At 74.6% G+C, this 22144-nt stretch carries 22 protein-coding genes; 9 read left to right on the top strand and 13 right to left on the bottom strand.

Going from position 1 to position 22144, the window contains the following annotated elements:
- Window positions 1–27 precede the first annotated feature (27 nt).
- A complete protein-coding gene (locus ACVCAH_RS15595) occupies window positions 28–708 on the top strand; it encodes a carbonic anhydrase (protein WP_447136842.1) in 681 nt (226 codons plus the stop codon).
- 62 nt (window positions 709–770) lie between these two features.
- Here the strand turns inward: ACVCAH_RS15595 and ACVCAH_RS15600 are convergent, their stop codons facing one another.
- Entirely contained in the window at window positions 771–1100 is a 330-nt protein-coding gene (locus ACVCAH_RS15600) for a hypothetical protein (RefSeq protein WP_447136843.1), read from the bottom strand.
- 309 nt (window positions 1101–1409) lie between these two features.
- Between ACVCAH_RS15600 and ACVCAH_RS15605 the strand changes: the two genes are divergently transcribed.
- On the top strand, window positions 1410–1901 hold the full coding sequence (locus tag ACVCAH_RS15605; RefSeq protein WP_111133972.1) for a DUF3145 domain-containing protein: 492 nt from the start codon (window positions 1410–1412) through the stop codon (window positions 1899–1901).
- 97 nt (window positions 1902–1998) lie between these two features.
- Window positions 1999–3729 (top strand): glycoside hydrolase family 3 protein, encoded by a 1731-nt coding sequence (locus ACVCAH_RS15610; RefSeq protein WP_447136844.1) that lies wholly within the window; start codon window positions 1999–2001, stop codon window positions 3727–3729.
- Between the two features lie 4 nt (window positions 3730–3733).
- On the opposite strand, the gene ACVCAH_RS15615 is transcribed toward ACVCAH_RS15610, so the two are convergent.
- A complete protein-coding gene (locus tag ACVCAH_RS15615) occupies window positions 3734–4375 on the bottom strand; it encodes a lipoprotein (protein ID WP_447136845.1) in 642 nt (213 codons plus the stop codon).
- Window positions 4376–4536: 161 nt separating this feature from the next.
- On the opposite strand from ACVCAH_RS15615, the gene ACVCAH_RS15620 reads away from it, so the two are divergent.
- Complete coding sequence (locus ACVCAH_RS15620; RefSeq protein WP_447136846.1) at window positions 4537–5232, top strand: SDR family NAD(P)-dependent oxidoreductase; 696 nt, start codon at window positions 4537–4539, stop codon at window positions 5230–5232.
- Window positions 5226–6860 (top strand): MFS transporter, encoded by a 1635-nt coding sequence (locus tag ACVCAH_RS15625; RefSeq protein WP_447136847.1) that lies wholly within the window; start codon window positions 5226–5228, stop codon window positions 6858–6860. Before ACVCAH_RS15620 ends, ACVCAH_RS15625 begins: the two co-directional genes overlap by 7 nt.
- Before the next feature lie 138 nt (window positions 6861–6998).
- On the opposite strand, the gene ACVCAH_RS15630 is transcribed toward ACVCAH_RS15625, so the two are convergent.
- Window positions 6999–7811 carry a helix-turn-helix domain-containing protein gene (locus ACVCAH_RS15630; protein ID WP_447136848.1) on the bottom strand — a complete coding sequence of 271 codons (813 nt, stop codon included), beginning with the start codon at window positions 7809–7811 and terminating at the stop codon, window positions 6999–7001.
- Between the two features lie 88 nt (window positions 7812–7899).
- On the opposite strand from ACVCAH_RS15630, the gene ACVCAH_RS15635 reads away from it, so the two are divergent.
- Complete coding sequence (locus ACVCAH_RS15635; protein WP_447136849.1) at window positions 7900–8118, top strand: hypothetical protein; 219 nt, start codon at window positions 7900–7902, stop codon at window positions 8116–8118.
- Between the two features lie 53 nt (window positions 8119–8171).
- On the opposite strand, the gene ACVCAH_RS15640 is transcribed toward ACVCAH_RS15635, so the two are convergent.
- The 6 genes from ACVCAH_RS15640 to ACVCAH_RS15665 form a co-directional block, all read right to left on the bottom strand.
- Complete coding sequence (locus tag ACVCAH_RS15640; protein WP_447136850.1) at window positions 8172–9596, bottom strand: acyl-CoA carboxylase subunit beta; 1425 nt, start codon at window positions 9594–9596, stop codon at window positions 8172–8174.
- Window positions 9597–9616: 20 nt separating this feature from the next.
- On the bottom strand, window positions 9617–10843 hold the full coding sequence (gene fabF, locus ACVCAH_RS15645) for a beta-ketoacyl-ACP synthase II (protein WP_447136851.1): 1227 nt from the start codon (window positions 10841–10843) through the stop codon (window positions 9617–9619).
- Window positions 10844–10845: 2 nt separating this feature from the next.
- Window positions 10846–11085, bottom strand: coding sequence for an acyl carrier protein (locus tag ACVCAH_RS15650; protein WP_007072348.1), 240 nt, complete (start codon window positions 11083–11085; stop codon window positions 10846–10848).
- Window positions 11086–11169: 84 nt separating this feature from the next.
- On the bottom strand, window positions 11170–12114 hold the full coding sequence (locus tag ACVCAH_RS15655; RefSeq protein WP_447136852.1) for a beta-ketoacyl-ACP synthase III: 945 nt from the start codon (window positions 12112–12114) through the stop codon (window positions 11170–11172).
- Entirely contained in the window at window positions 12114–13283 is a 1170-nt protein-coding gene (locus tag ACVCAH_RS15660; RefSeq protein WP_447136853.1) for an acyltransferase domain-containing protein, read from the bottom strand. The genes ACVCAH_RS15655 and ACVCAH_RS15660 overlap by 1 nt, the downstream gene beginning before the upstream one ends.
- A 79-nt stretch (window positions 13284–13362) precedes the next feature.
- Entirely contained in the window at window positions 13363–14619 is a 1257-nt protein-coding gene (locus tag ACVCAH_RS15665; RefSeq protein ID WP_447136854.1) for a PucR family transcriptional regulator, read from the bottom strand.
- A 233-nt stretch (window positions 14620–14852) separates the two neighbouring features.
- Here ACVCAH_RS15665 and ACVCAH_RS15670 point away from each other — a divergent pair, with 233 nt between their 5' ends.
- Both ACVCAH_RS15670 and ACVCAH_RS15675 read left to right on the top strand, forming a co-directional pair.
- A complete protein-coding gene (locus ACVCAH_RS15670; protein ID WP_447136855.1) occupies window positions 14853–15191 on the top strand; it encodes a hypothetical protein in 339 nt (112 codons plus the stop codon).
- A 36-nt stretch (window positions 15192–15227) separates the two neighbouring features.
- Entirely contained in the window at window positions 15228–16154 is a 927-nt protein-coding gene (locus tag ACVCAH_RS15675; protein ID WP_447136856.1) for an NADP-dependent oxidoreductase, read from the top strand.
- A gap of 36 nt (window positions 16155–16190) precedes the next feature.
- Here the strand turns inward: ACVCAH_RS15675 and ACVCAH_RS15680 are convergent, their stop codons facing one another.
- Window positions 16191–16841 (bottom strand): hypothetical protein, encoded by a 651-nt coding sequence (locus tag ACVCAH_RS15680; RefSeq protein ID WP_447136857.1) that lies wholly within the window; start codon window positions 16839–16841, stop codon window positions 16191–16193.
- Window positions 16842–17088: 247 nt separating this feature from the next.
- Between ACVCAH_RS15680 and ACVCAH_RS15685 the strand changes: the two genes are divergently transcribed.
- A complete protein-coding gene (locus tag ACVCAH_RS15685) occupies window positions 17089–17709 on the top strand; it encodes a copper resistance CopC family protein (protein ID WP_447136858.1) in 621 nt (206 codons plus the stop codon).
- A gap of 264 nt (window positions 17710–17973) precedes the next feature.
- Here ACVCAH_RS15685 and gltX read toward each other — a convergent pair whose 3' ends face one another.
- The 3 genes from gltX to ACVCAH_RS15700 are packed head-to-tail and all read right to left on the bottom strand — an operon-like array spanning window position 17974 to window position 22056.
- Window positions 17974–19383, bottom strand: coding sequence for a glutamate--tRNA ligase (gene gltX, locus ACVCAH_RS15690; protein ID WP_447136859.1), 1410 nt, complete (start codon window positions 19381–19383; stop codon window positions 17974–17976).
- Window positions 19384–19432: 49 nt separating this feature from the next.
- Window positions 19433–20710 carry an MFS transporter gene (locus tag ACVCAH_RS15695; protein WP_447136860.1) on the bottom strand — a complete coding sequence of 426 codons (1278 nt, stop codon included), beginning with the start codon at window positions 20708–20710 and terminating at the stop codon, window positions 19433–19435.
- A complete protein-coding gene (locus ACVCAH_RS15700) occupies window positions 20707–22056 on the bottom strand; it encodes a GH1 family beta-glucosidase (RefSeq protein WP_447136861.1) in 1350 nt (449 codons plus the stop codon). The genes ACVCAH_RS15695 and ACVCAH_RS15700 overlap by 4 nt, the downstream gene beginning before the upstream one ends.
- Between the last annotated feature and the right edge of the window lie 88 nt (window positions 22057–22144).

Below are 22144 nucleotides of genomic sequence, written 5' to 3' on the forward strand. Positions count from 1 at the left end.
GGCGGCCCGCCCGAGCAAGCTGGGGGCATGTGGTCGCCGCGGGCAACGCCGGCCGGGGGCGGCGCCGGGCCGGGGCGGGCGGACGGACGCCTGGCCGGCGGCACGCCCCGCGCCGCGCTGGCCGAACTGCTCGCCGGCAACCGGCGGTTCGTCAGCGGCCAGCCGATCCACGGGCACGACGTGACCGCCGCCGCGGCCAGCGCCTCGGGCGACCAGCAGCCGTACGCGGTGGTGCTGGGCTGCATCGACTCGCGGGTGCCGCTGGAGGCGATCTTCGACCAGACCTTCGGCTCGATCTGTGTGATCCGCACCGGCGGTCACGTGCTGGACCGCGCGGTGCTCGGCTCGATCGAGTACGTGGTCGGCGAGCTGGGCGTACCGCTGGTGATGGTGCTCGGGCACGAGCGGTGCGGGGCGGTCGCCGCGGCCCTCGACGCGGTGCGCGGCGGGCGGCGGCCCGGCGGTTCGCTGGCCCACCTGGTCGACCAGATCGCCCCCGCGGTCCGCGAGGTGGGTGCCGACGGCCCGGGCGCGCACCCGATGGCGATCCGCCGGCACGTGCTCCGTACGGTGGCCGCGCTGCGCGCCGACGACCTGCTGGCCGCCCCGGTCGCCGCCGGCCGGGTCGACGTGGTCGGCGCCCTCTACGACCTCTCCACCGGCGAGGTGACCCCCCTCGCCCTCGACCCCGCCGGCACCGAGGGGTGAGACGCGGAACCGCCCGTCGGGTGATCCCGACGGGCGGTTCCGGTTGGTGCTCGGGGGAGAGCTCAGCCCTCGAAGACGCCGGCCTCGACGAGGCGCTTCTCGGTGGCGTCCCAGCCGTCGCCCGGGTGGGCGGCGTTGAGGCTGCTCAGCTCGGCCCGGATCTTGGCGGCGTGACCGGCGGCGGCCAGCACCCGGATCTCCTCGATGAAGGCCTCGGAGTCGGTGCGCAGGTGCGCGGTCTTGCCGTTGGTCAGGTTCCGCACGTAGGCGTGCTTGCCGCCGTTGAGCGGGATGACGTACTTGAACTCGCCCAGCACGCTGAGGGCGCCACCCTGGCCAGCCTGGCCGGCCCGGACGGACGCGCGCGCGGTCTTTGAGGTGTTGCTCGCCACGGAGGTACTCCTTGCAAGACGTACGGGAGGACGAAACGTCCGGGGGCTGTGCGGGTGATGCCCGGAAGGAGCCTCGGCCCGCGAAGATGTGCGCGGCACAGGCCGCCGATGGAACTGTACACGACCACGATCCCTGGCTGGTCATCGCGTTCGTGAGGCTCAACCTCGGTCACCCGTCCGGCTATTCCGGCGGCGAATGTTCCGATTCCCTGGCGCACCATCCGTCACACCAGTCATCATGTGTTCCAGTAGCCACTCGGAACGGCGAGGTCGTAGGGGAAGACGCACCTCGCACTCCGGGAGGTCACCGTGCCAACGCGTGGCGTCGTATACGTCCACTCGACCCCGCTCGCCGTGTGCTCACACGTCGAGTGGGCGATCGCGCGCGTCCTTGCCGCGCCGGTCAACCTGCAGTGGACGGCTCAGCCCGTCGATCCCGGCGCCCGCCGGGCCGAGTGCGGGTGGACCGGTCGTCCGGGAACGGGCGCCGAGCTGGCTGCTGCCCTCCGGCAGTGGCCCATGATCCGTTTCGAGGTGACCGAGGAACCGAGCCCCGGTGCTGACGGCGAGCGCTTCATGTACGTACCGGGCCGGGGCCTGTTCCGGGCCACGGTCGGCGCGGCCGGCGACATCCAGCTCGGCGAGGACCGGCTGCGCAGCATCATGGCCGGCGCGCGGGCGCCGGAGGCGCTGGCGCACGCGCTCGACAAGGCCCTCGGCACCGCCTGGGACGCCGAACTGGAGCCCTACCGGTACGCCGGGGACGGCGCGCCGGTGACCCTGCTCACCCGGGTCGGCTGAGCGCCGCTCGCGGGCCGGGCCGCGCCGTCGCGTGGCGGCGGCCGGCCGGTCGGCGCGCGTAGGGTCGGGTTGCCCCGATAAGCGTCGAACTGGTGGGATGGCTCGCGTGTCGATATCTCCGCGACGTGCCGGCGTCGCGCTCGCCGCACTGACCGCACTGCTCCTCTCCGGCTGTGCCGACAAGCCGGACCGCCCGCGCCCCACACCGGCAGCGAGCGGCTCCTCGTCGTCGGCGGCACCCTCCACCGCCCCCGCCGGCGACCCGGCCGCCCGGGCGGCCGCCCTGGTCGGCGCGCTCGCCGACGAGGACCTGGTCGGCCAGGTGCTGATGCCCTACGCGTACGGGGACGCGGCGACGAAGGTCTCGCCCGGCTCGGCGGCCGGCAACCGGGCGCTGGCCGGGGTGGACACCCCGGCCGAGATGATCGCGAAGTACCGGCTCGGCGGCCTGATCCTGGTCGGCTTCAGCGCCGACGACCCGACCAGCGGTAACCAGGAGACCACCAACGTCGACAACCCGCGGCAGGTCCGCGAGTTGACCACCGGGCTGCGCGCCGCCGCCGGCGAGCTGCCCACCGGCGCGGCACCGTTCCTGATCGGCACCGACCAGGAGTACGGCGTGGTCACCCGGATCACCGACGGGGTCACCCTGCTGCCCAGCGCGCTGGCCGCCGGCGCGGCCGGCGACCCGGCGCTGACCGAGGCCGCCTGGCGGGCCGCCGGCACCGAACTCGCCGCGATGGGCGTCAACCTGGACTTCGCCCCGGTCGCCGACGTGCTCGCCACCCGCAGCACGGTGATCGGCTCCCGGTCGTTCGGTGCCGATCCGAAGCGGGCCGCGGCGCAGGTCGGCGGCGCGGTGCGCGGCCTGCAGGGCGCGGGCGTGGCGGCCACCGTGAAGCACTTCCCGGGGCACGGCCACAGCGCCGCCGACTCGCACAAGGACCTGCCGGCGCTGAACCAGTCGCCGGCGGCGCTGGCCGCCGGGGCGTGGCCGCCGTTCACCGCCGGCATCGAGGCGGGCGCGATGGCCGTGATGTCCGCCCACCTGGACGTGCGGTCGGTCGACCCGGGCACGCCGGCCACCTTCTCGCGCAAGCTGCTCACCGACGTGCTCCGCGGCCAGCTCGGCTTCCAGGGCGTGGTGATCACCGACGGGATGAACATGGCGCCGGCCAAGCGCTGGTCGCCGGGGGAGGCCGCGGTGCGGGCGCTGCTCGCCGGCAACGACCTGATCCTGATGCCGCCGCACGTCGGCCAGGCGTACGACGGGCTGCTCGGCGCGCTCCGCAACGGCTCGCTGCCCCGGGCCCGGCTGGTCGAGGCGGTCACCCGGGTGCTGACCATGAAGTTCAAGCTGGCCGACCGGCCGGCGCCGGAGCTGTCCACGCTGGCCGCCCCGGCGCACCGGGAGGCGGCGCAGCGGCTGGCCGCGGCGGCGGTCACCGTGCTGCGCGGCGCCTGCGGCGGTGCCGTCCGCGGCCCGGTGACCGTCACCTCCTCCGGCGGCCGGGACCACACCCGGGCGGCGCTCGGCGAGGCGCTGACCGCGGCCGGTGTGAAGGTGGTGCCGAGCGGCGGGACGGTGGTGCACCTGGTCGGCTACGGCGACGGCGCCGGCGACCTGCGCGCCGACGCCGCCGTCACGGTCGCCATGGACACCCCGTACGTGCTGGGGAGCGCGAAGTCGCCGACGTTGCTGGCCACCTACTCGTCCAGCTGGGCGTCGATGACCGCGCTCGCCGGGGTGCTGGCCGGCAAGGCGCGGCCGGGCGGCCGGTCCCCGGTGCGGGTGCCCGGCCTGCCCGCCACCACCTGCGGCACCTGACCGGTCAGTCGCGGTTGATCCGCGCCGACTGCTTCACCAGCTGGTACGCCGGCAGCAGGTCCTCCGGGTCCGGGGCGTACAGGCTCAGCACGATCGGGCCGTAGAGGGATGCCAACGCGACGGCCCGGTCCAGGTCGCCGTCCTCGGTGTAGCTCGCCTCGACGGCGTCCAGCGTGCCGGCCCGGAGGCGCCGGTACTCCACGCCCGTCGCCTTCGGCGAGTACGCGCCGACGAAGTGCTTCAGGTGCTCCTCGGCACCGCCGGCAACCCCGTTGACGCGCCAGACCCGGAGGAACCCGATCTCGCCGGCCGGCCGGGAGTTGAGCTCGCACAGCATCGTGGCCTTGCCGACGGCCGCCTCGCCGAACTCGGCCGAGCCCTTCACTGCCTCGACCTTCCACTTCGCCGGCAGCGAGAAGGTGATCGGCAGCTCGCAGGGCGTCCCCTTCCTGCCGACGGTGGTGCCGGCCGGGGCGGCGGCGACCTCGTCGTGCCAGGGTGGCCCGGGGACCACCGGCGAGGCGGTGGCGCTCGGTGACGCCGACGGCGAGCCGGCGGCCGACGGCCGCTCCCCGTCGTCGCCGCAGCCGGCGAGCGCACCGATCATGAGCACCGCCAGCACGGCGGCGCGGGTACGTCGTTCCATGGTGTCCATTCCCCGTCGATGATCTCGAGTCGGCCCATCAAAGCGGCCCGGGCGTGCGGCGTCAAACCGTTCGCGTCCCGCCGCCGCAGGTGTGGAATCCGGGAAAACGGGAAGGCCGGGCCCTTCGGTGATCCTGCGTACGTGGCGTCGGCTGGAGGGACATGGGCCCCAGGACCTTCGTGGTGGTCGGTGGCACCAGCGGCCTGGGGCTCTCGGTGGCCCGGCTGCTCGCCGACGACCACCGGGTGGCCGTCTTCGGCGACGTGGCGGACGAGATCGCCGCGGTGACCGCCGAGCTGAGCTGCGCCGGAGTCACCTGCGACGTCGCCTCGTACGAGCAGGTCCGCGCGGCGTTCGACCAGGTCGCACACCGGTACGGCACGATCGACGGGGTGGCGACCTGCGCCTCGGTGTGGGCGGGCGGCGACCTGGCGGAGCTCTCCCCGGCGCACATCCGGCGGGCGGTGGAGGTGAACGCGCTCGGCACCACGTACGTGCTCCGGGAGGCGCTGCGCCACCTGCACCGGCAGGGCTTCGGCAACGTCGTCTACGTCGGGGCGATGGCGGTGGTCAAGGCCCGGCCCGGCATCCCGGTCTACCGGGCCACCAAGAGCTACGGAAGCAGCCTGGTCGAGTCGCTGGCCGAGGCCCAGCACAGCAACCGGATCAAGGTGATGCAGCTGCACCCGGGGCCGATGCCGACCCGGTTGCAGGAGCGGGTCGGCGCCGACTTCCTGGACGAGGTCTACGCGCTGCCCGACCAGGTCGCCACAGAGGTCGTACGACTGCTCATGCTCGCCCCGGACGACCTCTACGTCTCCGGTGCGCGCGTCCTGCGGGCGGACGGGCGATGGTGACGATCGGCGGTGGGACCGCCGAGCCGAGCATCTCGGCGTGGACGCCGCTGCGCACCGCGACCTACCGCAGCCTCTGGTTCGCGCTGCTCGGCGCCAACATCGGCACCTGGATGCAGACGGTCGGCGCGCAGTGGCTGCTGATCCACGAGTCGAACGCCTCGACGTTGGTCGCCCTGGTCCAGACGGCCGGTCTGCTGCCGGTGCTGCTGCTGGCGTTGCCGGCCGGCGCGCTCGCCGACGCCCTGGACCGTCGGCACCTGCTGATCTCGGTGCAGCTGTTCCTGGTCGCGGTGGCCGTGGCGCTGACGCTGCTCACCGCGACCGACCGGATGCCGCCGGCGTTGCTGCTCACCCTGACCTTCGCCTTCGGGGTGGGGCAGGCGCTCACCCTGCCGGCCTGGGCGGCGGTGATTCCCGAACTGGTGCCGCGCGACCAGTTGCGGGCGGCGTCCGCGCTCGGGGCGATCAGCTTCAACGTGGCCCGGGCGGTCGGGCCCGCCGCGGCCGGCGTCCTGATCGCCCGGGTGGGCGCCGCCCCGGTCTTCGCCCTCAACGCCGTGGCCTTCCTGGTCTGCGCGCTCACGCTGGCGCGGTGGCGGCCGGCCAACGCCCGGGCCGTCGAGGTGCCGGAGCCGTTCACCGCCGCGCTGCGCGCCGGCGGCCGGTACGTGCGGCACTCGCCCGTCGTCCGCCGGCTGCTGCGGCGGGCGCTGGTCTTCGTGGTGCCGGCCAGCGCGCTGTGGGCGTTGCTGCCGGTGGTGGCCAACCGGCGGCTCGGCCTGGACTCCAGCGGGTACGGCCTGCTGCTGGCCGCCCTCGGCGTCGGCGCGATCCTCGGTGGCCTGCTGCTGTCGTGGGTCCGTACCCGGATGTCGGCCAACCACTTCCTGCTGGCGGCCGGGGCGACCTACAGCGCCACGCTGATCGTGGTGGCGTCGGTCCAGGTGCTGCCGGTGGTGCTCGTGGCCCTGCTGCCGGCCGGGTTCGCCTGGGTGACGGTGCTCGCCAACGTCAACGCCGAGATCCAGCTCTTCCTGCCCGGCTGGGTACGGGCTCGCGGCCTGGCCGTCTACCAGGTGGTGCAAGGGGGCGGGCAGGCCGTCGGCGCGTTCCTCTGGGGCCTGGTGGCCGACATGGGCGGCCTGGTCGGCGCGCTCGTTGCGGCCGGTGTGCTGATGCTGCTGGGCGCGGTGACCAGCCAGGTCTGGCCGCTTCCCGAGCTGCGTGGCACGACGAAGGACCCCACCACCTACCTGCCCCCGCTGGAACTCGCCCACGAACCGGACCCCCGGGTGGGCCCGGTGCTGGTGGTGGTGACCTACACCGTCCGGCCGGAGCGGCAGCGGGAATTCATCCGGGCGATGGACCCGGTCCGCGGTTCGCGGCAGCGTACCGGCGCGATGCGGTGGGGGCTGTTCCGCGAGGGCGAGTCGCACGACCGCATCGCGGAGGTCTACCTGGTGCCGTCCTGGGACGAGCACCTGCGCCAGCACGGGGGCCGGCTGACCGGGGCCGACCAGGAAGCCGAGACCCGCGCCCAGGAACTCGCCGAAGGCCCACCCGAGGTGCACCACCTGCTGCCGGCCGCCGCCGGCCCGGCGATGACCGACAACCGGGAGGCCTCCTGAGCGAGGGCCCGGCGCGGGCCGGGCCCCCACCCGCGAGGGTGTCCGCGACGCCTCAGCCGGCCGCGCGGAGCGCGGCGACCAACCACTCCACCGCCGGCACCGCGGGCTCGAACGGCGGCCGCCGGTTGAGCACCCCGATCAGCTGCCAGTAGCGCTCCACCCGCCGGTCGGTGAAGGCGGCGATGGCGTCGGCCAACGCCCGGCGCTGCTCGGCGGTGAGGGTCGGGTCCACCAGCTCGTCGAGCACCGCCCGACCCTCGGGGAGGCCGGCTCCGTCCCGGCGGCCAGCGCCGCGCGCGCCAGCTCGAGCTTGGCCATCGGCTCCGGCGGGGGCACCGGCGCGTCAGTCGCCCCGGCCACTGCCATCTGGCGTACCCGGCGGCGGAAGTCCGGGTCGGCCACCAGCTCCGCCAGTTCCAGCCAGGCGTCCACCTCCTCGTCGGTGGGCTCGTCGGGCAGGTCCGCGGGCAGCGCCCGCATGGCCTGCGCCAGCCCGGCCGCGGGGCCGTCGACGCCGGCGAACACCTCGGCCACGAAGTCGTCGATGATCTGCTGCCGCTCCCGGGCGGAGAGCCGGGCCAGGTCGTTCACGAGTCTCAACTCCTCGGTCGTACTGCCACGTCGGGTGACCGACCGCAGCACCGCCCGGCGCAGCCGCAACGTCCGGATCTCCGCGTCCAGCGCCCGGGCGTGCGCCTGCACCACGTCCCGGACGGTGCTCTGCCGGTCCACGATCCGGCGCGCGTCGTCCAGGCCGATCCCCAGCTCGCGCAGGGTGCGCAGCAGCTCCAGGCGGGCCACGGCGGCCGCGTCGTAGAGCCGGTAGCCGCCCGGCGAGCGGCCGGTCGGCGGTAGCAGGTCGAGGTCGGACCAGAAGCGGATGGTCCGGACCGACAGGCCGGTCCGGCGGGCGAGCTGCCCGATGGTGAACAGTTCGGTGGGGTCGTCCACGTCGGTCAGCCTCCTGTCTCCAGCCGCTGGAGAGTCAACCCGGAAATCCGTTCGCGGTTGCGCGGCACGGCTGGCAGCCTCGGCCGGCATGGGAGCGGCAGCGGGTTTCGGGTACGTGCAGCGGCCGGACGGCACGGTGGTGATCACCCACCACGGGCGGGTGGCCGGCACCCTGCGGGGCGGGCGGGTGGCGCAGTTCCTCGCCGAGGTCGAGGACGACCCGCAGCTGGTGATGGCGCGGTGGACCGGCAACTACCGCCGGGGCAACGAGCGCACCGCCCGCCAGCATCCGCGCAACCGGGGTTGAGCGACGCGAGGGCCCGCGCTCGCCGAGCGCGGGCCCCTCGACCGTTCAGGTGACTACAGCGGGATGTTGCCGTGCGCGCCCCGGGCGGCCGGGGCCGCGGCGAGCGCCTCGGCGATCCGGCGCCGGGTCTCCGCCGGCTTGATCACGTCGTCCACCACGCCGATCTCGAGCGCGCGGTTGACCCCGCCGGCCACCCGGATCTGCTCCTCGATCAGCTGGGCGCGTAGCGCCTCCCGCTCCTCGACCGGGGTGGCGGCCAGCTTCTTGCGGTGCAGGATGTTCACCGCCGCGCTGGCGCCCATCACCGCGACCTCCGCGTTCGGCCAGGCGAAGACCGCGGTCGCGCCGAGCGAGCGCGAGTTCATCGCGATGTACGCGCCGCCGTACGCCTTGCGGGTCACCAGGGTCACCCGCGGCACCACCGCCTCGGCGAAGGCGTGCAGCAGCTTCGCGCCGCGCCGGACCACACCGTCCCACTCCTGACCCAGGCCGGGCAGGTAGCCGGGGACGTCGACCAGCACGATCAGCGGTACGCCGAGCGAGTCGCACATCCGCACGAAGCGGGCCGCCTTCTCGGCGCTGGACGCGTCGAGGCAGCCGCCCAGCCGCAGCGGGTTGTTGGCGATCACGCCGACCGTCCGGCCGGCGAACCGGCCGAGGGTGGTGACGACGTTCGGCGCCCACTTGGCGTGCAGCTCCACGCCGGGGGCGTCGAGCAGCGCCTTGACCACCGGCTTGACGTCGTACGCCCGGTTGGCCTCGGCCGGCATCTTCGCGGCCAGGTCGTGGCCCTCCTCGCCCTCGGCCGGCACGTCGTCCGGACAGAGCCGGCCCTGGCGGCCCAGCAGCGCGGCCAGCTTGCGCGACTCGGCCAGCGCCTCCTCGTCGTCGGCGCAGGTCACGTGCACCACGCCGGAGCGCCGGCCGTGCGGCTCGGGGCCGCCGAGGCGCTCCATGTCGACCTGCTCGCCGGTGACGCTGCGGACCACCTCGGGACCGGTCACGAAGATCCGGCCCGCGCCGCTCATCACCACGATGTCGGTCAGCGCCGGCCCGTACGCCGCGCCGCCGGCCGCCGGCCCGAGCACCACCGAGATCTGCGGCACCCGCCCGGACGCCCGGACCATCGCGGCGAAGACCTGACCCACCGCGTCGAGCGCGACCACGCCCTCGGCCAGCCGGGCCCCGCCGGAGTGCCAGAGGCCGAGCACCGGGACCCGCTCCCGGACGGCGGTGTCGATGGCGTCGACGACGTGCCGGCACCCGTCACTGCCCATCGCGCCGCCCATCCTCGTGGCGTCGGTGGCGAACGCGATCGCCGGCGTACCGTCGATCTCACCCCGCGCCCAGATCGCGCCGGAGGTGTCCCGCGGCGAGGCCAGGCGCAGCGAGCCGGCGTCGAAGAGCGCCCGCAGCCGGACCTCGGGGTCGCGGTGGTCCACTGTCGAGGTGTCGGCGCTGACGGCGGTGCTGGTCACATGAGCCTCCAAGGCTGTGCTCAGGCCCGCGTGAAGACGAGAGCCACGTTGTGGCCGCCGAAGCCGAACGCGTTGTTCAGCGCGGCCGGGATCTCCATGTGGCGCGCCTTGTGGGCGGCCACCTCCATGGTGAGCCCGTCGTCGGGTTCGTCGAGGTTGATGGTCGGAGGAACGACACCGTCGCGGATGGCCAGGATGGTGGCGATCGACTCCAGTGCCCCGGCCGCGCCGAGCAGGTGGCCGGTCATCGACTTGGTCGCGGCCAGCACCGGGTGGTCGCCGAGCGCCTGGTGCAGCGCGCCGATCTCCAGCATGTCGCCGACCGGCGTCGAGGTGGCGTGGGCGTTGACGTGCACGATGTCGCGCTTGGCCACGCCGGCGTCGGCGATGGCCTTCGCGATCGCCCGGATCGCGCCCTCGCCCTCGGCGTGCGGCTGCACGATGTCGTACGCGTCGGAGGTGATGCCGGAGCCGGCGAGGCGCGCGTACACCCGGGCGCCCCGGGCGGCGGCGTGGTCGGCCCGCTCCAGGACGACCACCCCGGCGCCCTCGCCGAGCACGAAGCCGTCCCGACCCTTGTCCCATGGGCGGGAGGCGCGCTCCGGCTCGTCGTTGCGGGTCGACATGGCCCGCATCGAGGCGAACCCGGCGATCGGCAGCGGGTGGATGACCGCCTCGGTGCCGCCGGCCACCACCACGTCGGCGCGGCCGGCGCGGATGATGTCCAGGCCCAGCGCGATCGCCTCGGCGCCGGTCGCGCAGGCGCTGGCCACCGAGTGCACGCCGGCCTTGGCGCCGAGTTCCAGCCCGACCCAGGCGGCCGGGCCGTTCGGCATCAGCATCGGCACGGTGTGCGGCGACACCCGGCGCGGCCCGGACGACTCGAGGATGTCGTCCTGGGCCAGCAGGGTGGTGGCGCCGCCGATGCCGGAACCGACGCTGACCGCCAGCCGCTCCGGGTCCAGCCCGGAGTCGGCCAGGCCGGCGTCCGCCCAGGCCTGCTGCGCCGCGATGATGGCGATCGCCTCGGACCGGTCCAGCCGGCGCAGCCTGACCCGCTCCAGCACCTCGGAAGGTTCCACGGCGAGCTGGGCGGCGATCCGGACCGGCAGTTGCCCGGCCCACTCCTGGGTGAGCGCACTCACCCCGGAGCGGCCGGCGAGCATGGCGTCCCAGGTCGACGCGACGTCCCCGCCGAGCGGGGTCGTCGCGCCGAGCCCGGTGACGACGACGTCGGGGCGACTCATGATCAGGACTGCGCCTCGATGTAGCTGACGGCGTCCCCGACGGTCTTCAGGTTCTGCACCTCGTTGTCCGGGATCTTGACGCCGAACTTCTCCTCGGCCGCCACCACGACCTCCACCATGGAGAGCGAGTCGACGTCCAGGTCGTCGGTGAAGGACTTCCCCTCGGCCACGTCGTCCGGGTTCACGCCGGCAACCTCTTCGAGGATCTCGGCGAGGCCGGCGGTGATCTCGTCACGGGTCATTGCGGTTGGTTCCTCTCATCGGGGGTTCACTCGACGGGCGGCGACGCCGGCCGTCTCCCCGGCGCTGGCGCGCCGGAGGGGTCTTCAGGGGCAGCGGACGACCTGACCGGCGTAGGTCAAGCCGCCGCCGAAGCCGAACAGCAGCACCGGGGCGCCGGAGGGCACCTCGCGCCGCTCGACCAGCTTGGACAGGGCCAGCGGCACGCTCGCCGCGGACGTGTTGCCGGACTCGACGATGTCCTTGGCGATGATCGCGTCGGGGATGTTCAGCCGCTTGGCGATGCCGTCGATGATCCGGGCGTTGGCCTGGTGCGGCACGAACGCGGCCAGCTCCGAGGGCGCCACCCCGGCCCGTTCGCAGGCCTGCAGCGCCAGCGGGGCGAGCGCGGTGGTGGCCCAGCGGAACACCGCCTGCCCCTCCTGCGCGATGTAGGGCCGCCAGCCCTCGATCCGGACCGCGTCGCCCTTCTCCGGCACCGAGCCCCAGACCACCGGGCCGACCCCGGCCGGCTCGTCGTCGGCGGTGGCGGTGACCACCGCGGCGCCCGCGCCGTCGCCGAAGATGATGCAGGTGGAACGGTCGGTCCAGTCGGTGAAGTCGGAGAGCTTCTCGGCGCCGATGACGATGGCGTTGCGGGTGGCGCCGGCCCGGATCGCGTGGTCGACGGTGCCCAGCGCGTACGCGAAGCCGGAGCAGGCGGTGTTGATGTCGTACGCCCCGGGCGCGGTGATGCCGAGCTTCGCGGCGACCCGGCAGGCCACGTTCGGGCTGCGGTCCACCGACGTGCAGGTGGCCACCACGACCAGGTCGATGTCGGCGGCGGTCAGCCCGGAGTTGGCCAGCGCCTTGCCGGCGGCGGCGGCGGCCATGTCGGCCACCGTCTCGCCGTCGGCGATCCGCCGGGTGACGATCCCGACCCGGTCCCGGATCCACTCGTCGCTGGTCTCCACCAGCTGGGCGATCTCGTCGTTGGTCACCACCCGGGAGGGCTGGTAGTGGCCCAGGGCGACGATGCGGCTTCCGGCCATCAGTGCTGTCCTCCGATGCGGGCGAGCGGTTGGCCCGGGGCGACCGGGTCGTCGTGGTGGGCGAGCCACTCGGTGAGCACGCCGCTGTCGTGGGCGGTCACCTCGACCGGCCCCTGCCGGGTGGCGACCCGGCCGATGACTTGGCCGGCGCGGAGCGTCTCACCCTCGGCGAGGCTCTCGGCGGGCTCGAAGGTACCGGCCGAGGGGGCCACCACCACCCGGAAGGAGATGGTCGGCTCGTGGCTCGGCGACATGCCGTGCCGGGCGATGAGGTCCCGGGCGGCGGGCAGGTCGTCTGGGGTGTTCAGGGTGACGATCTCCGGTGCGCCGGCGCCCTTGAGCTCCCGCTTGACCAGGCCGGCCAGGGTGCCGGCCGGGGGCAGCTCGAGCACCCCGGTCACCCCGAGGTCGGCCAGCGTCCGCATGCACAGGTCCCAGCGCACCGGCGCGGTGACCTGGCGGACCAGCCGCTGCACCATCTCCCGGCCGTGGTTGACCGCGGCGCCGTCGAGGTTGGACAGCAGGATCCGGCTCGGGTCGGCCGGGGTGATCCCGGCGGCCACCGCGGCCAGCGCCGACTCGGCCGGCACCATGTACGGGGTGTGGAAAGCCCCGGCCACCTGCAGCCGGATGATCCGGGTCTTCGCCGGTGGCTCGGCGGCGAGCTTGTCCAGGTTGTCCAGCGCGCCGGCGGCGACGATCTGGCCGGCGCCGTTGCGGTTGGCCGGGTGCAGCCCGTGCGCGGCGATGGCGGCGAGCACCTCGTCCGGGTCGCCGCCCAGTACGGCGGCCATCCCGGTGGGCTCCAGCGCGCATGCGGCGGCCATCTCGCGGCCCCGCACCCCCGCCAGGGTGATCGCCGCCTCCGCCGGGAGCACCCCGGCCAGCGCCGCCGCGCCCAGTTCGCCGACGCTGTGCCCGGCGGTGAGCGTGACGTCGTACATCGGCAGGTGCTCGGCGGCGAGCAGCGCCGCCGCGACCAGCAGCGGCTGGGTGCGGGCGGTGTCCTTGATCTCGTCGGCGTCGGCGGCGGTGCCCAGGTGCACCAGGTCGACCCCGGCCAGCGCCGACCACCAGCGCAGGCGGGCCTCGGCGCCGGGCAGGTCGAGCCAGGGAGTCAGGAAGCCGGGTTTCTGGGAACCCTGGCCGGGTGAAAGTACGGCGAGCACGTCTAAAGACTCTCCCGGATACGCGTGGGTAGCGCTGTGCCGACTGCCACCAAACCGCACTAGGACCTTTGGAGGGATCCTACAAAGATCGGCGGTGATCATCACCCGTCTGTGATGTTTTACTGACGGCTGGGGTCATTGTCTGGCTCGGGACCACCGGGACAACTGGGTCGAGCCGGCCCACGGTCAACGCCACCCGGAGGGCGAACGCGTCCCGCGGCGCGAGCGGCGAGAAGCCGGTCACCTCGGCGATCCGCCGCAACCGGTAGCGCACCGTGTTCGGGTGCACGAAGAGGGCCCGGGCCGCGCTCTCCAGCGTCCCGCCGGCGGCGAAGAAGGCGTCCAGCGTCTCCAGCAGCTCGCCCCCGGCGCGCACCAGCGTCGCGTACACGTCGTGGCGCAGCCGCCGGCGCGCCTCCGCGTCCCCGGCCAGCGCCCGTTCCGGCAGCAGGTCGCCCGCCGGCACCGGCCGGGGCGCGGTCGGCCAGGCGGGCGCGGCGCGGAAACCGGCCAGCGCCGCCCGGGCCGACTCGGTGGCCTCATCCAGGCTCGGCACCGCCGGGCCGACCACCACCGGCCCGTCCCCGAACGCGCTGAGCAGCTTCCCGGTGGCGGCGAGCGGGTCGGCGACGCCGCCGAGCACGATCACCAGCCGGTCGCCGTGCACCCCGCCGATCACCTCCGCGCCGATCCGCCGGGCCTGCCGGTAGACGGTGTGCAGCACGGCGGAGACCTCGCCGCCGGGGGAGCGGCCGACCGCCACCGCCACCGGCGGCGCGTCCGACCAGCCGAGCGCGGCGGCCCGGCTGGCCAGCACGTCCGGCGAGTCGCCGCGCAGCAGCGCGTCCACCAGCAGCGCCTGCAACCGGGCGTCCCAGGCGCCGCGGGACTCGGCGGCCCGGGCGTACACCCGGGCGGCGGCGAAGGCGATCTCCCGGGAGAAGCGCAGCACCGCCTCGCGCAGCTGCTGCTCCTCGCCCTCCGCGGCCAGGTGGCCGACCTGCTCCTCGACCACGTCGATGGTCACCTTGATCAGCGCGACGGTCTGCTGGAGGCTGATCGACCGGGCCAGCGCCTGCGGCGCGGCGGCGAACACCTCGTCGGAGACCTCCTGGGTGCTGTCCGCGGTGCCGCCGCCGTCGCGCAGCCACTGCACCAGCGAGCGGGCGCCGGCCTGGGCCACCAGCATCACCCAGGAGCGCTGGTCGGCGGGGAGGGTGCGGAACCACGGCAGGGTCTCGTCCATCCGGGCCACGCTGGCGGTGGCCAGCGCCCCCGCCGCGCGTTCGATCCGGCGCAGCGTGGCTGACAGCTGAATCCCGGCCGGCTCGCTCACCGCTCCAGCCTGACATGCCCTGACCTGGACATCGACGCCGGGCGGCCGGTCGGCGCCGCGGCGGCACCCGCCCCCGGCCGGTGGCGGGGCGACCCACCCGGGCGGCGCGGAAGTGGATCTCGTCGGGCCCCGACCCGGGTACGCGCTGCACACGGCGTCGGTCCCGGACAGTACGGTGTCAGGGCACGTCGGGGCCAAGGCCGGCGGGCGACGGCGAGCGTGAGGAGACCGGGATGGCGCACGGGGAGGCCGACCACGGCTGCGCCCAGGGCGAGCCCTGCCGGCCTGGTCACCACGAGCAGCAGCCGATGGCCAAGCACCACCGCCGCCTGGCCGGCGGGCTGCCGGCCGGGCCGACCGAGCAGAGCCGTCCGCCCGAGTGGCCCGACGAGGACCCGCCGGTGCCCCGGCAGCGCGCCGCCGAGCCGGCCCCGCCCGGTGAGCTGGAGCCGGCCGAGGTGCGTGGCTGCCGCAGCGACCTGCCCGGCTGGGCCGGCGGGCACCGGCACGGCCCGGTTCGTCCGCCCCGGCGGGCGATCCGCCGGCAGCGGCCGCCGCACCGCTGGTGCTGACCACGCGGGTGCCGACCGGCGGTTAGCGTGGTGGTCGTGAAGGCGATCGCCATCGACGCGTACGGGCCGGCTGACCTGCTCGCCGTGCGCGACCTGCCCGAGCCGCCGGTCGGCCCGGACACGGTCCTGGTGCGGGTGCGCGCCGCCGGGGTGAACCCGGTCGACTGGAAGGTGCGCGAGGGGCACCTGGCCGGCGCCTTCCCCAGCCACTTCCCGCTGGTGCCGGGGTGGGACGCGGCCGGTGTGGTGGCCTCGGTAGGCCCCGCGGTGACCGGGTTCGCCGTGGGCGACGAGGTGATCGGGTACGTCCGGCGCGACGACATCCAACACGGCACGTACGCCGAACTGGTGCCGGCCCCGGAGCGGACGCTGGCCGACAAGCCGGTGCGGGCGTCCTGGGCGGCTGCCGCCGGGCTGCCGCTCGCCGGGCTCACCGCCTACCAGGCCCTCCAGTCGGTCCGCACCGCCAGCGGGGACACGGTGCTGGTGCACGGCGCGGCCGGCGGGGTCGGCCACCTGGCCGTGCAGCTCGCCCGGGCCCTCGGCGCCGACAAGGTGATCGGCACCGCGGGCCCGACCAACCACGACTTCGTCCGGTCGCTCGGCGCGGAGCCGGTCAGCTACGGCGACGGGCTGCTCGACCGGATCCGCGCGGTGGCCCCGGACGGCGTGGACGTGGCGCTCGACCTGTTCGGCGGCGAGGCGTTGGACGTCTCGGCCCAACTGCTGGCCCGACCGGGCCGGCTGGTCTCCACGGCCGATCCGGAACACGTCGCCCGGCTGGGCGGCAGCTACCTGTTCGTCAAGCCGTCGACGGCCGACCTGAGCCTGCTCGCCGGGCTGGTCGACGCCGGCCGGCTCACCGTCCAGGTCGAACGGACGTTCCCGCTGGCCCAAGCCGCGGACGCGCACCGGCTGGTGGAGGCCGGCCACGTCCGGGGCAAGGTGGTGCTGGAGCTCTGACCCGGCGGGCACCGGGTTGGTGGGTGCGGTGGCGGCTCAGCGGGTGCGTCGCCGGATCAGCAGCGCGATGCCGGCGAGGCCGAGGGTGATGACCAGCACCACCGCGACGTTGAGCAGCAGCAGGCGCTGCAGCTCGCCGAGCGCCTCGTCGATGTCCCGGGCCGGGTTGAGCGCGTCCTCGGGGATGACCCGCTCGCCGCCGCCGACGCCGCCGCTGACCGTGTCGAACTCGCGCTCCAGCGGCACCCCGGCCGTGCGCAGCGTCTCGGACATGGAAAGCCGGCCGAGGAACCAGCCCGCGCTGGTCTTGCGGGAGTCCGGCTGCTTGGCCGGCCGGAAGACCCGCGGCCCGCCCTTGGCCTTCGGGTAGAGGTCGTACGTCTGCTTCGGCGCGTCACCGGCGAGCACCACGATCGTGTACTTCGGACCGAGGTCGGCCGGCTTCGGGGCGGTCGCCAGCCCGGTGCGGGGGAGGAAGTTGACCTGGTCGATGATGGCGACCACGTGCTGCGGGTGGGAGTCGGCGTGCAACCGCAGCGGCTCGGCCAGCCCGTCCCCGGTGATCTCCACCCCGGCGGGCGGCGGCTTCGGGGCGGCCGTCGCCGGCGCCGCGGCGGCCACCGCGACCAGCGCCGCCGTCAACGCACCCACCAGTATGGCGACCAGTCGCCTCATCCGTCGGACCATCGCCGCCTCCTCGCCCCGTTCGATGGATGGCTTTGCTGCAGGTCACGCGCGTGGTTGGTGGACGGAGGTGACCGTGGCCACAGGCCGGGACCCACCTCAGAGACTCCGCGGAACGTCGCTCGGTTGCAGCTGGTGGAACAGTATTTGGAACTATCTGCGATCCAGGCTCGACTAATCTGCGGCAGCCGTTGATCAGCGGGCGGATCGTACCTTTGCGGAGGGTCTCATGGGGGGCAGGGTCGCACGTGTGGCGCGTACCTGGCCAGCGGTGATCGGCGTGGCGCTCGGCGTGTCGTTGCTGCCGGCGGCGCCGGCAGCCGCGCACAACTCGCTGACCGGCAGCGATCCGCGCGACGGCGCCCGGGTGGCGGCCGCGCCGGCCCGGATCGAACTGCGGTTCCTGGCGAAGCTGGACCCGGCCACGACGAAGATCACAGTCACCGGCCCGGACAACGTGGCCGCGCTGGGCGGCGCGCCGACGTTCACCGGCAACCGGGTGGGCCTGCCGTTCAAGCCCGGCAAGGCCGGGCTCTACATCGTCGGCTACCGGCTGGCCTCCAGCGACGGGCACCCGGTCTCCGGCGAGGTGCGGTTCACCCTCACCACCGGCACCCCCGCCGACCCGTCCGCCGCGCCGTCGACGGCCGGCACCGGCCCGGCGGGGTCGGTCCCGACCGCATCGCCGTCGGCCGGGTCAGGTTCGGCCGCGCCCGGGCCGGACGGCGGCAGCCCGACGGTGGCCGCGCCAACGGCCGGGCAGGGCGGCGACCCCGACTCCCGGGGCTGGCTCTGGGGGCTCGGCGGCCTGGTGCTGCTCGCCGCGCTCGTCACGGGTCTCCTGCTCCGCCGCCGGTCCGCCCGGGGCTGACGCCGGACGGGCCGAACGGTTGGCCCGGACGCTGCGCGCTGCGCTCGACCGTCGTCGGCGGAGCCGGCGCGCGTGCCGCAGCGCGATGTGTGCCGGAGCGGGCGAGGCGGCGGGCGGTGGCGCCCCTTCGCGCAGTCCTTTGCTCTGCTTCAACGGGCGCAACAGTCAGCGAGGTCCGGCGTTGCGCGGGTTGAAGCAGAGCAAAGGGCGCGGTGCGGTGCCCGCCCGTCGGTGGTTGGACCACCGACGGGCGGCTGACAGACCTCAGACCAGGCGGACCCGGGCGGCGCGCAGCCGGGTCAGGGTGCGCTCGCGGCCGAGCACCTCCAGCGACTCGAAGAGCGGCAGCCCGACCGTCCGGCCGGTGACCGCGACCCGGACCGGGGCCTGCGCCTTGCCGAGCTTGAGCCCGCGCTCCGCGCCGACCGCCTCCAGGGCGGCCTTGAGCGACTCGGCGTCCCAGGACTCCAGCGCCCCGAACGCCGCCATCGCCGCGTCCAGCAGCTCCGCCGAGCCCTCCTTCATCGCCTTGGCCCAAGCCGCCTCGTCGATCAGCGGCGAGGCGAGGAAGAGGAAGTCGACGTTCGGCACGATCTCGCTGAGCACCGCGATCCGGGTCTGCGCCAGCGGGGCCACCGCGGCGAACGCCGCGGCGTCGAACTCCGCCGGCTGCCACGGCGGCGGCGCGATGGTGCCGGTGCCGGTCAGCCAGGGCTGGCAGGCCTCGACGAAGTCCTCGATCGGCAGCGCCCGGATGTACTCCCCGTTGAACGCGCGCAGCTTCTTCTCGTCGAAGAACGCCGGCGACGGGTTGACCTCCTCCAGCCGGAACTCCTCCTCGATCACCGACCAGGGCACGATCTCCCGGTCGCCGGAGGGCGCCCAGCCGAGCAGCATCAGGTAGTTGCGCATCGCGGCGGCGAGGTAGCCCTCGTCCCGGTACGCCTCCAGGGCGACCTTGTCGCGGCGCTTGGAGAGCTTCTGCCGCTTCTCGTTGACCACCACCGGCACGTGCGCCCAGGTCGGCGGCTTGACCCCGAGGGCGTCCCAGAGCAGCTGCTGCTTCGGGGTGTTCGGCAGGTGCTCCTCGGCCCGGATCACGTGGGTGATCCCCATCGTCATGTCGTCCACGACGTTGGCCAGCAGGAACACCGGCGAGCCGTCGCCGCGGGCGATGACGAAGTCCTCGATCAGCTTGTTTTCGAAGGTGGGCTCGCCGCGGATCAGGTCGACCACCACGGTCTCGCCCTCGTCCGGCGTACGGAAGCGCAGCGCCCGACCCTCGCCCGGGCCCAGGCCGCGGTCGCGGCAGAAGCCGTCGTAGCCCTGGTACTGCGAGCCGGTGCGGGCCTGCACCGCCTCCCGCGTGCAGTCGCAGTAGTACGCCCGGCCGGACTCGTAGAGCCGCGCCGCGGCGGCCCGGTGCTCGCCGGCGTACTGGGACTGGAAGTGGGGGCCCTCGTAGCTGCCGCGCTCGATGCCGATCCAGTCCAGCGCGGAGAGGATGCCCTCGGTCCACTCCGGCTTGTTCCGCGCCGCGTCAGTGTCCTCGATGCGGAGCACGAACACCCCGCCCTGCTGCCTGGCGTAGATCCAGTTCTGCAGGGCCGAGCGGGCGCCGCCGACGTGGAACATACCGGTCGGGGAGGGGGCGAAGCGTACACGTACCGTCACGTCCCCCAGCCTACGGCGGCGCGCGACCGGATTCGGCCAGGGGTGCGGGTCAGGGCACCGAGCGGATCTTCAACACCAGCACGCTGCCCAGCACGGTGACCGCCGCGGTGACCGCGTAGAGCGTCGGATAACCGCCTAGATGCACCACGAGCGGGGCGGAGAGCGCCGGGCCGAGCACCTGCGGGGCGGAGTTGGCGATGTTGATCACCCCGAGGTCCTTGGCCCGGTCGGTGGCCCGGGGCAGCACCTGGGTGATCAGCGCGGCGTCCACCGACAGGTAGACGCCGTAGCCGGCGCCGAGCAGCAGCGCGGCGACCACCGCCATCGGCCAGACCGGCGCGACGGCGAGCAGCAGCGCGGCGACCGCCATGATCCCGCCGGAGGCGATCACGAAGACCTTCCGCCGCCCGGAGCGGTCGGAGAGCCGGCCGGCCAGCACCGCGGTGGCGGCCATCCCGGCCGTGTAGAGCAGGATCAGCACCAGCAGGCCGCCCTCCGGGTCGGCCAGCCGCACCTGGTCGGTGAGGAAGTAGAGCAGGTAGAGGGTGCCGAGGGCGTTGCCGAGCTGGACCAGGAACCGGGTGATCCAGGCCCAGCCGAAGTCCGGGTACCGGCGTGGCGAGACCCACATCGAGGCGGGCAGGGCGCGCCAGCGCAGCGCCGGCCGCTGCGCGCGGGGCAGCGGGTCGTCGGTGGTGGCCAGGGTGAACGGCAGCGCCAGCAGCAGCACCGCCGCGGCCATCGCCAGGTAGCCGGCGGCGTTGCCGGTCACCACGGCGGTCACCAGCACCACCCCGAGCACCAGCCCGAGCGCCTGCGGGATGCCCACCCAGCCGGAGACCCCGCCGCGCTGAGCGACCGGCACCCGGTCCGGCACGGCGGCGGTGAGGCTGGCCAACATCGCGTTGAAGCAGACCTGCGCGGCGACCCAGCCCAGCGCCACTCCGAGCACGGTGCGCTGCTGGGCCAGCAGGGCCAGGGCCGCGGCGCCGAGCAGTGCCCCGCCGGCGGTCCAGACATGCCGGCGGCCGAACTCGCGGCCGGCCAGCCGCAGGCAGGTCCGGTCGGACAGCGCGCCGGCGAGCGGGTTGGCGAGCACCGCGGCAAGCGCGCCGAGGCCGGTGACCAGCGCGAGCACGGCCTCCTTGTCACCCGGCGCGATCCGCTCCACCTGCTGCGGCAACAGCACCTGGATCGGGGTGAAGAAGGCCATCCAGACGCCGAGGTTGGCCGCGAAGATTAGTGCGATCCAGCCCCGCCGGACCGGGACGGTCGGCTCGGCGAGCGCCGCCGGCAGCGAGGTCGGCGTCGGGTCGACGGTGGTCACCGCAGCGGCGCCCGGCGGGCGGCCGCGATCAGGTCGCGGAACCAGGCGTACGAGGACTTCGGGGTGCGGACCTGGGTGTCGAAGTCGACGTGCACAAGCCCGAAGCGCTTGGTGAAGCCCTCGGCCCACTCCCAGTTGTCCAGCAGCGACCAGACGAAGTAGCCGCGGACGTCCACGCCGTCGGCGATCGCGGCCCGTACCGCGCGCAGGTGCCCGTCGAGATAGGCGATCCGCTCCGGGTCGGGCACCCGTCCGGTGGCGTCCGGGGCGTCGTCGTAGGCGCAGCCGCTCTCGGTGATCTCGATCGGCGGCAGGTCGTCGCGGTACGTGTCCCGCAGCCAGCCGAGCAGCTCGCGCAGCCCGTCTGGGGAGACCGGCCAGTCGAAGGCGGTCCGCGGGTAGCCCTCCAGCGGCACCAGGTCGAACGGCAGCGGGGAGCCGTCCTCCGGCGCGCGCACCGCGGTGGGGTTGTAGTAGTTCACCCCGAGCACGTCGATCGGCGCGGCGATCACCGCCAGGTCGCCGTCGCGCACCACGGTCTCGTCGAAGTTCTGCCCGGCGGGGTAGCCCCGGCCCAGCAGCGGATCCGTGAAGAGCCGGTTGTGCAGCGCCTCGTACGCGGCCGCGGCCGCCCGGTCGGCGTCGCTGTCGCCGGCCACCCGGACCGGGGAGTAGTTGTTGGCGATGGCGACCGGGCTGGCGGTGCGGGCGCGCAGCGCGCCGACCGCGAGGCCGTGGCCGAGCAGTTGGTGGTGGGCGACCGGGAAGGCGTCGAAGAGCAGCATCCGCCCGGGCGCGTGCACTCCCATGCCGTGCCCGAGGCTCATGTGGACGAAGGACTCGTTGAGGGTGATCCAGAGCTGGACCCGGTCGCCGAGCCGGGCGGCGGTCAGGTCGGCGTACTCGGCGAAGCGGTGCGCGGTCTCCCGGTTCAGCCAGCCGCCGGCGTCCTCGAGGGGCTGCGGCAGATCCCAGTGGAACAGGGTGGCGACCGGGTCGATGCCCCGGGCCAGCAGGTCGTCGACCAGCCGGTCGTAGAAGTCCAGCCCGGCCGGGTTGGCCGGGCCGGTGCCCCGGGGCTGGACCCGGGGCCAGGCGAGGGAGAAGCGGTACGCGGAGACGCCGAGCCCCGCCATCAGTTCGACGTCCTCGGCGTGCCGGTGGTAGTGGTCGCAGGCCACGTCGCCGGTGCTGCCGTCGACGATCCGGCCCGGGGAGTGCGCGAAGGTGTCCCAGATGGACGGCCCCCGGCCGTCTGCGCCGACGCCGCCCTCGATCTGGTAGGCGGAGGTGGAGACGCCCCAGCGGAAGCCGGCGGGGAAGTCGGGCATCGGTGCGGTCGGCATGCGCCCTCCCGGTGAACGCGAAACGTGTTCGCGACTCTAGGACGCGGCCGGCGAATACGCCATAGGCGCTCGTCGCTCAGGACGCAAT

The sequence above is a fragment of the Micromonospora sp. LZ34 genome, assembly GCF_052981855.1.

Excerpts from the sequence above, each read along its gene's own strand:
- ACVCAH_RS15595 (WP_447136842.1), top strand. The coding sequence starts at position 28 with ATGTGGTCGCCGCGGGCAACGCCGGCCGGGGGCGGCGCCGGGCCGGGG.
- ACVCAH_RS15610 (WP_447136844.1), top strand. The coding sequence starts at position 1,999 with ATGGCTCGCGTGTCGATATCTCCGCGACGTGCCGGCGTCGCGCTCGCC.
- ACVCAH_RS15615 (WP_447136845.1), bottom strand. The coding sequence starts at position 4,375 with ATGGAACGACGTACCCGCGCCGCCGTGCTGGCGGTGCTCATGATCGGT.
- ACVCAH_RS15620 (WP_447136846.1), top strand. The coding sequence starts at position 4,537 with ATGGGCCCCAGGACCTTCGTGGTGGTCGGTGGCACCAGCGGCCTGGGG.
- ACVCAH_RS15625 (WP_447136847.1), top strand. The coding sequence starts at position 5,226 with ATGGTGACGATCGGCGGTGGGACCGCCGAGCCGAGCATCTCGGCGTGG.
- ACVCAH_RS15635 (WP_447136849.1), top strand. The coding sequence starts at position 7,900 with ATGGGAGCGGCAGCGGGTTTCGGGTACGTGCAGCGGCCGGACGGCACG.
- fabF (WP_447136851.1), bottom strand. The coding sequence starts at position 10,843 with ATGAGTCGCCCCGACGTCGTCGTCACCGGGCTCGGCGCGACGACCCCG.
- ACVCAH_RS15650 (WP_007072348.1), bottom strand. The coding sequence starts at position 11,085 with ATGACCCGTGACGAGATCACCGCCGGCCTCGCCGAGATCCTCGAAGAG.
- ACVCAH_RS15655 (WP_447136852.1), bottom strand. The coding sequence starts at position 12,114 with ATGGCCGGAAGCCGCATCGTCGCCCTGGGCCACTACCAGCCCTCCCGG.
- ACVCAH_RS15670 (WP_447136855.1), top strand. The coding sequence starts at position 14,853 with ATGGCGCACGGGGAGGCCGACCACGGCTGCGCCCAGGGCGAGCCCTGC.
- ACVCAH_RS15680 (WP_447136857.1), bottom strand. The coding sequence starts at position 16,841 with ATGGTCCGACGGATGAGGCGACTGGTCGCCATACTGGTGGGTGCGTTG.
- ACVCAH_RS15700 (WP_447136861.1), bottom strand. The coding sequence starts at position 22,056 with ATGCCGACCGCACCGATGCCCGACTTCCCCGCCGGCTTCCGCTGGGGC.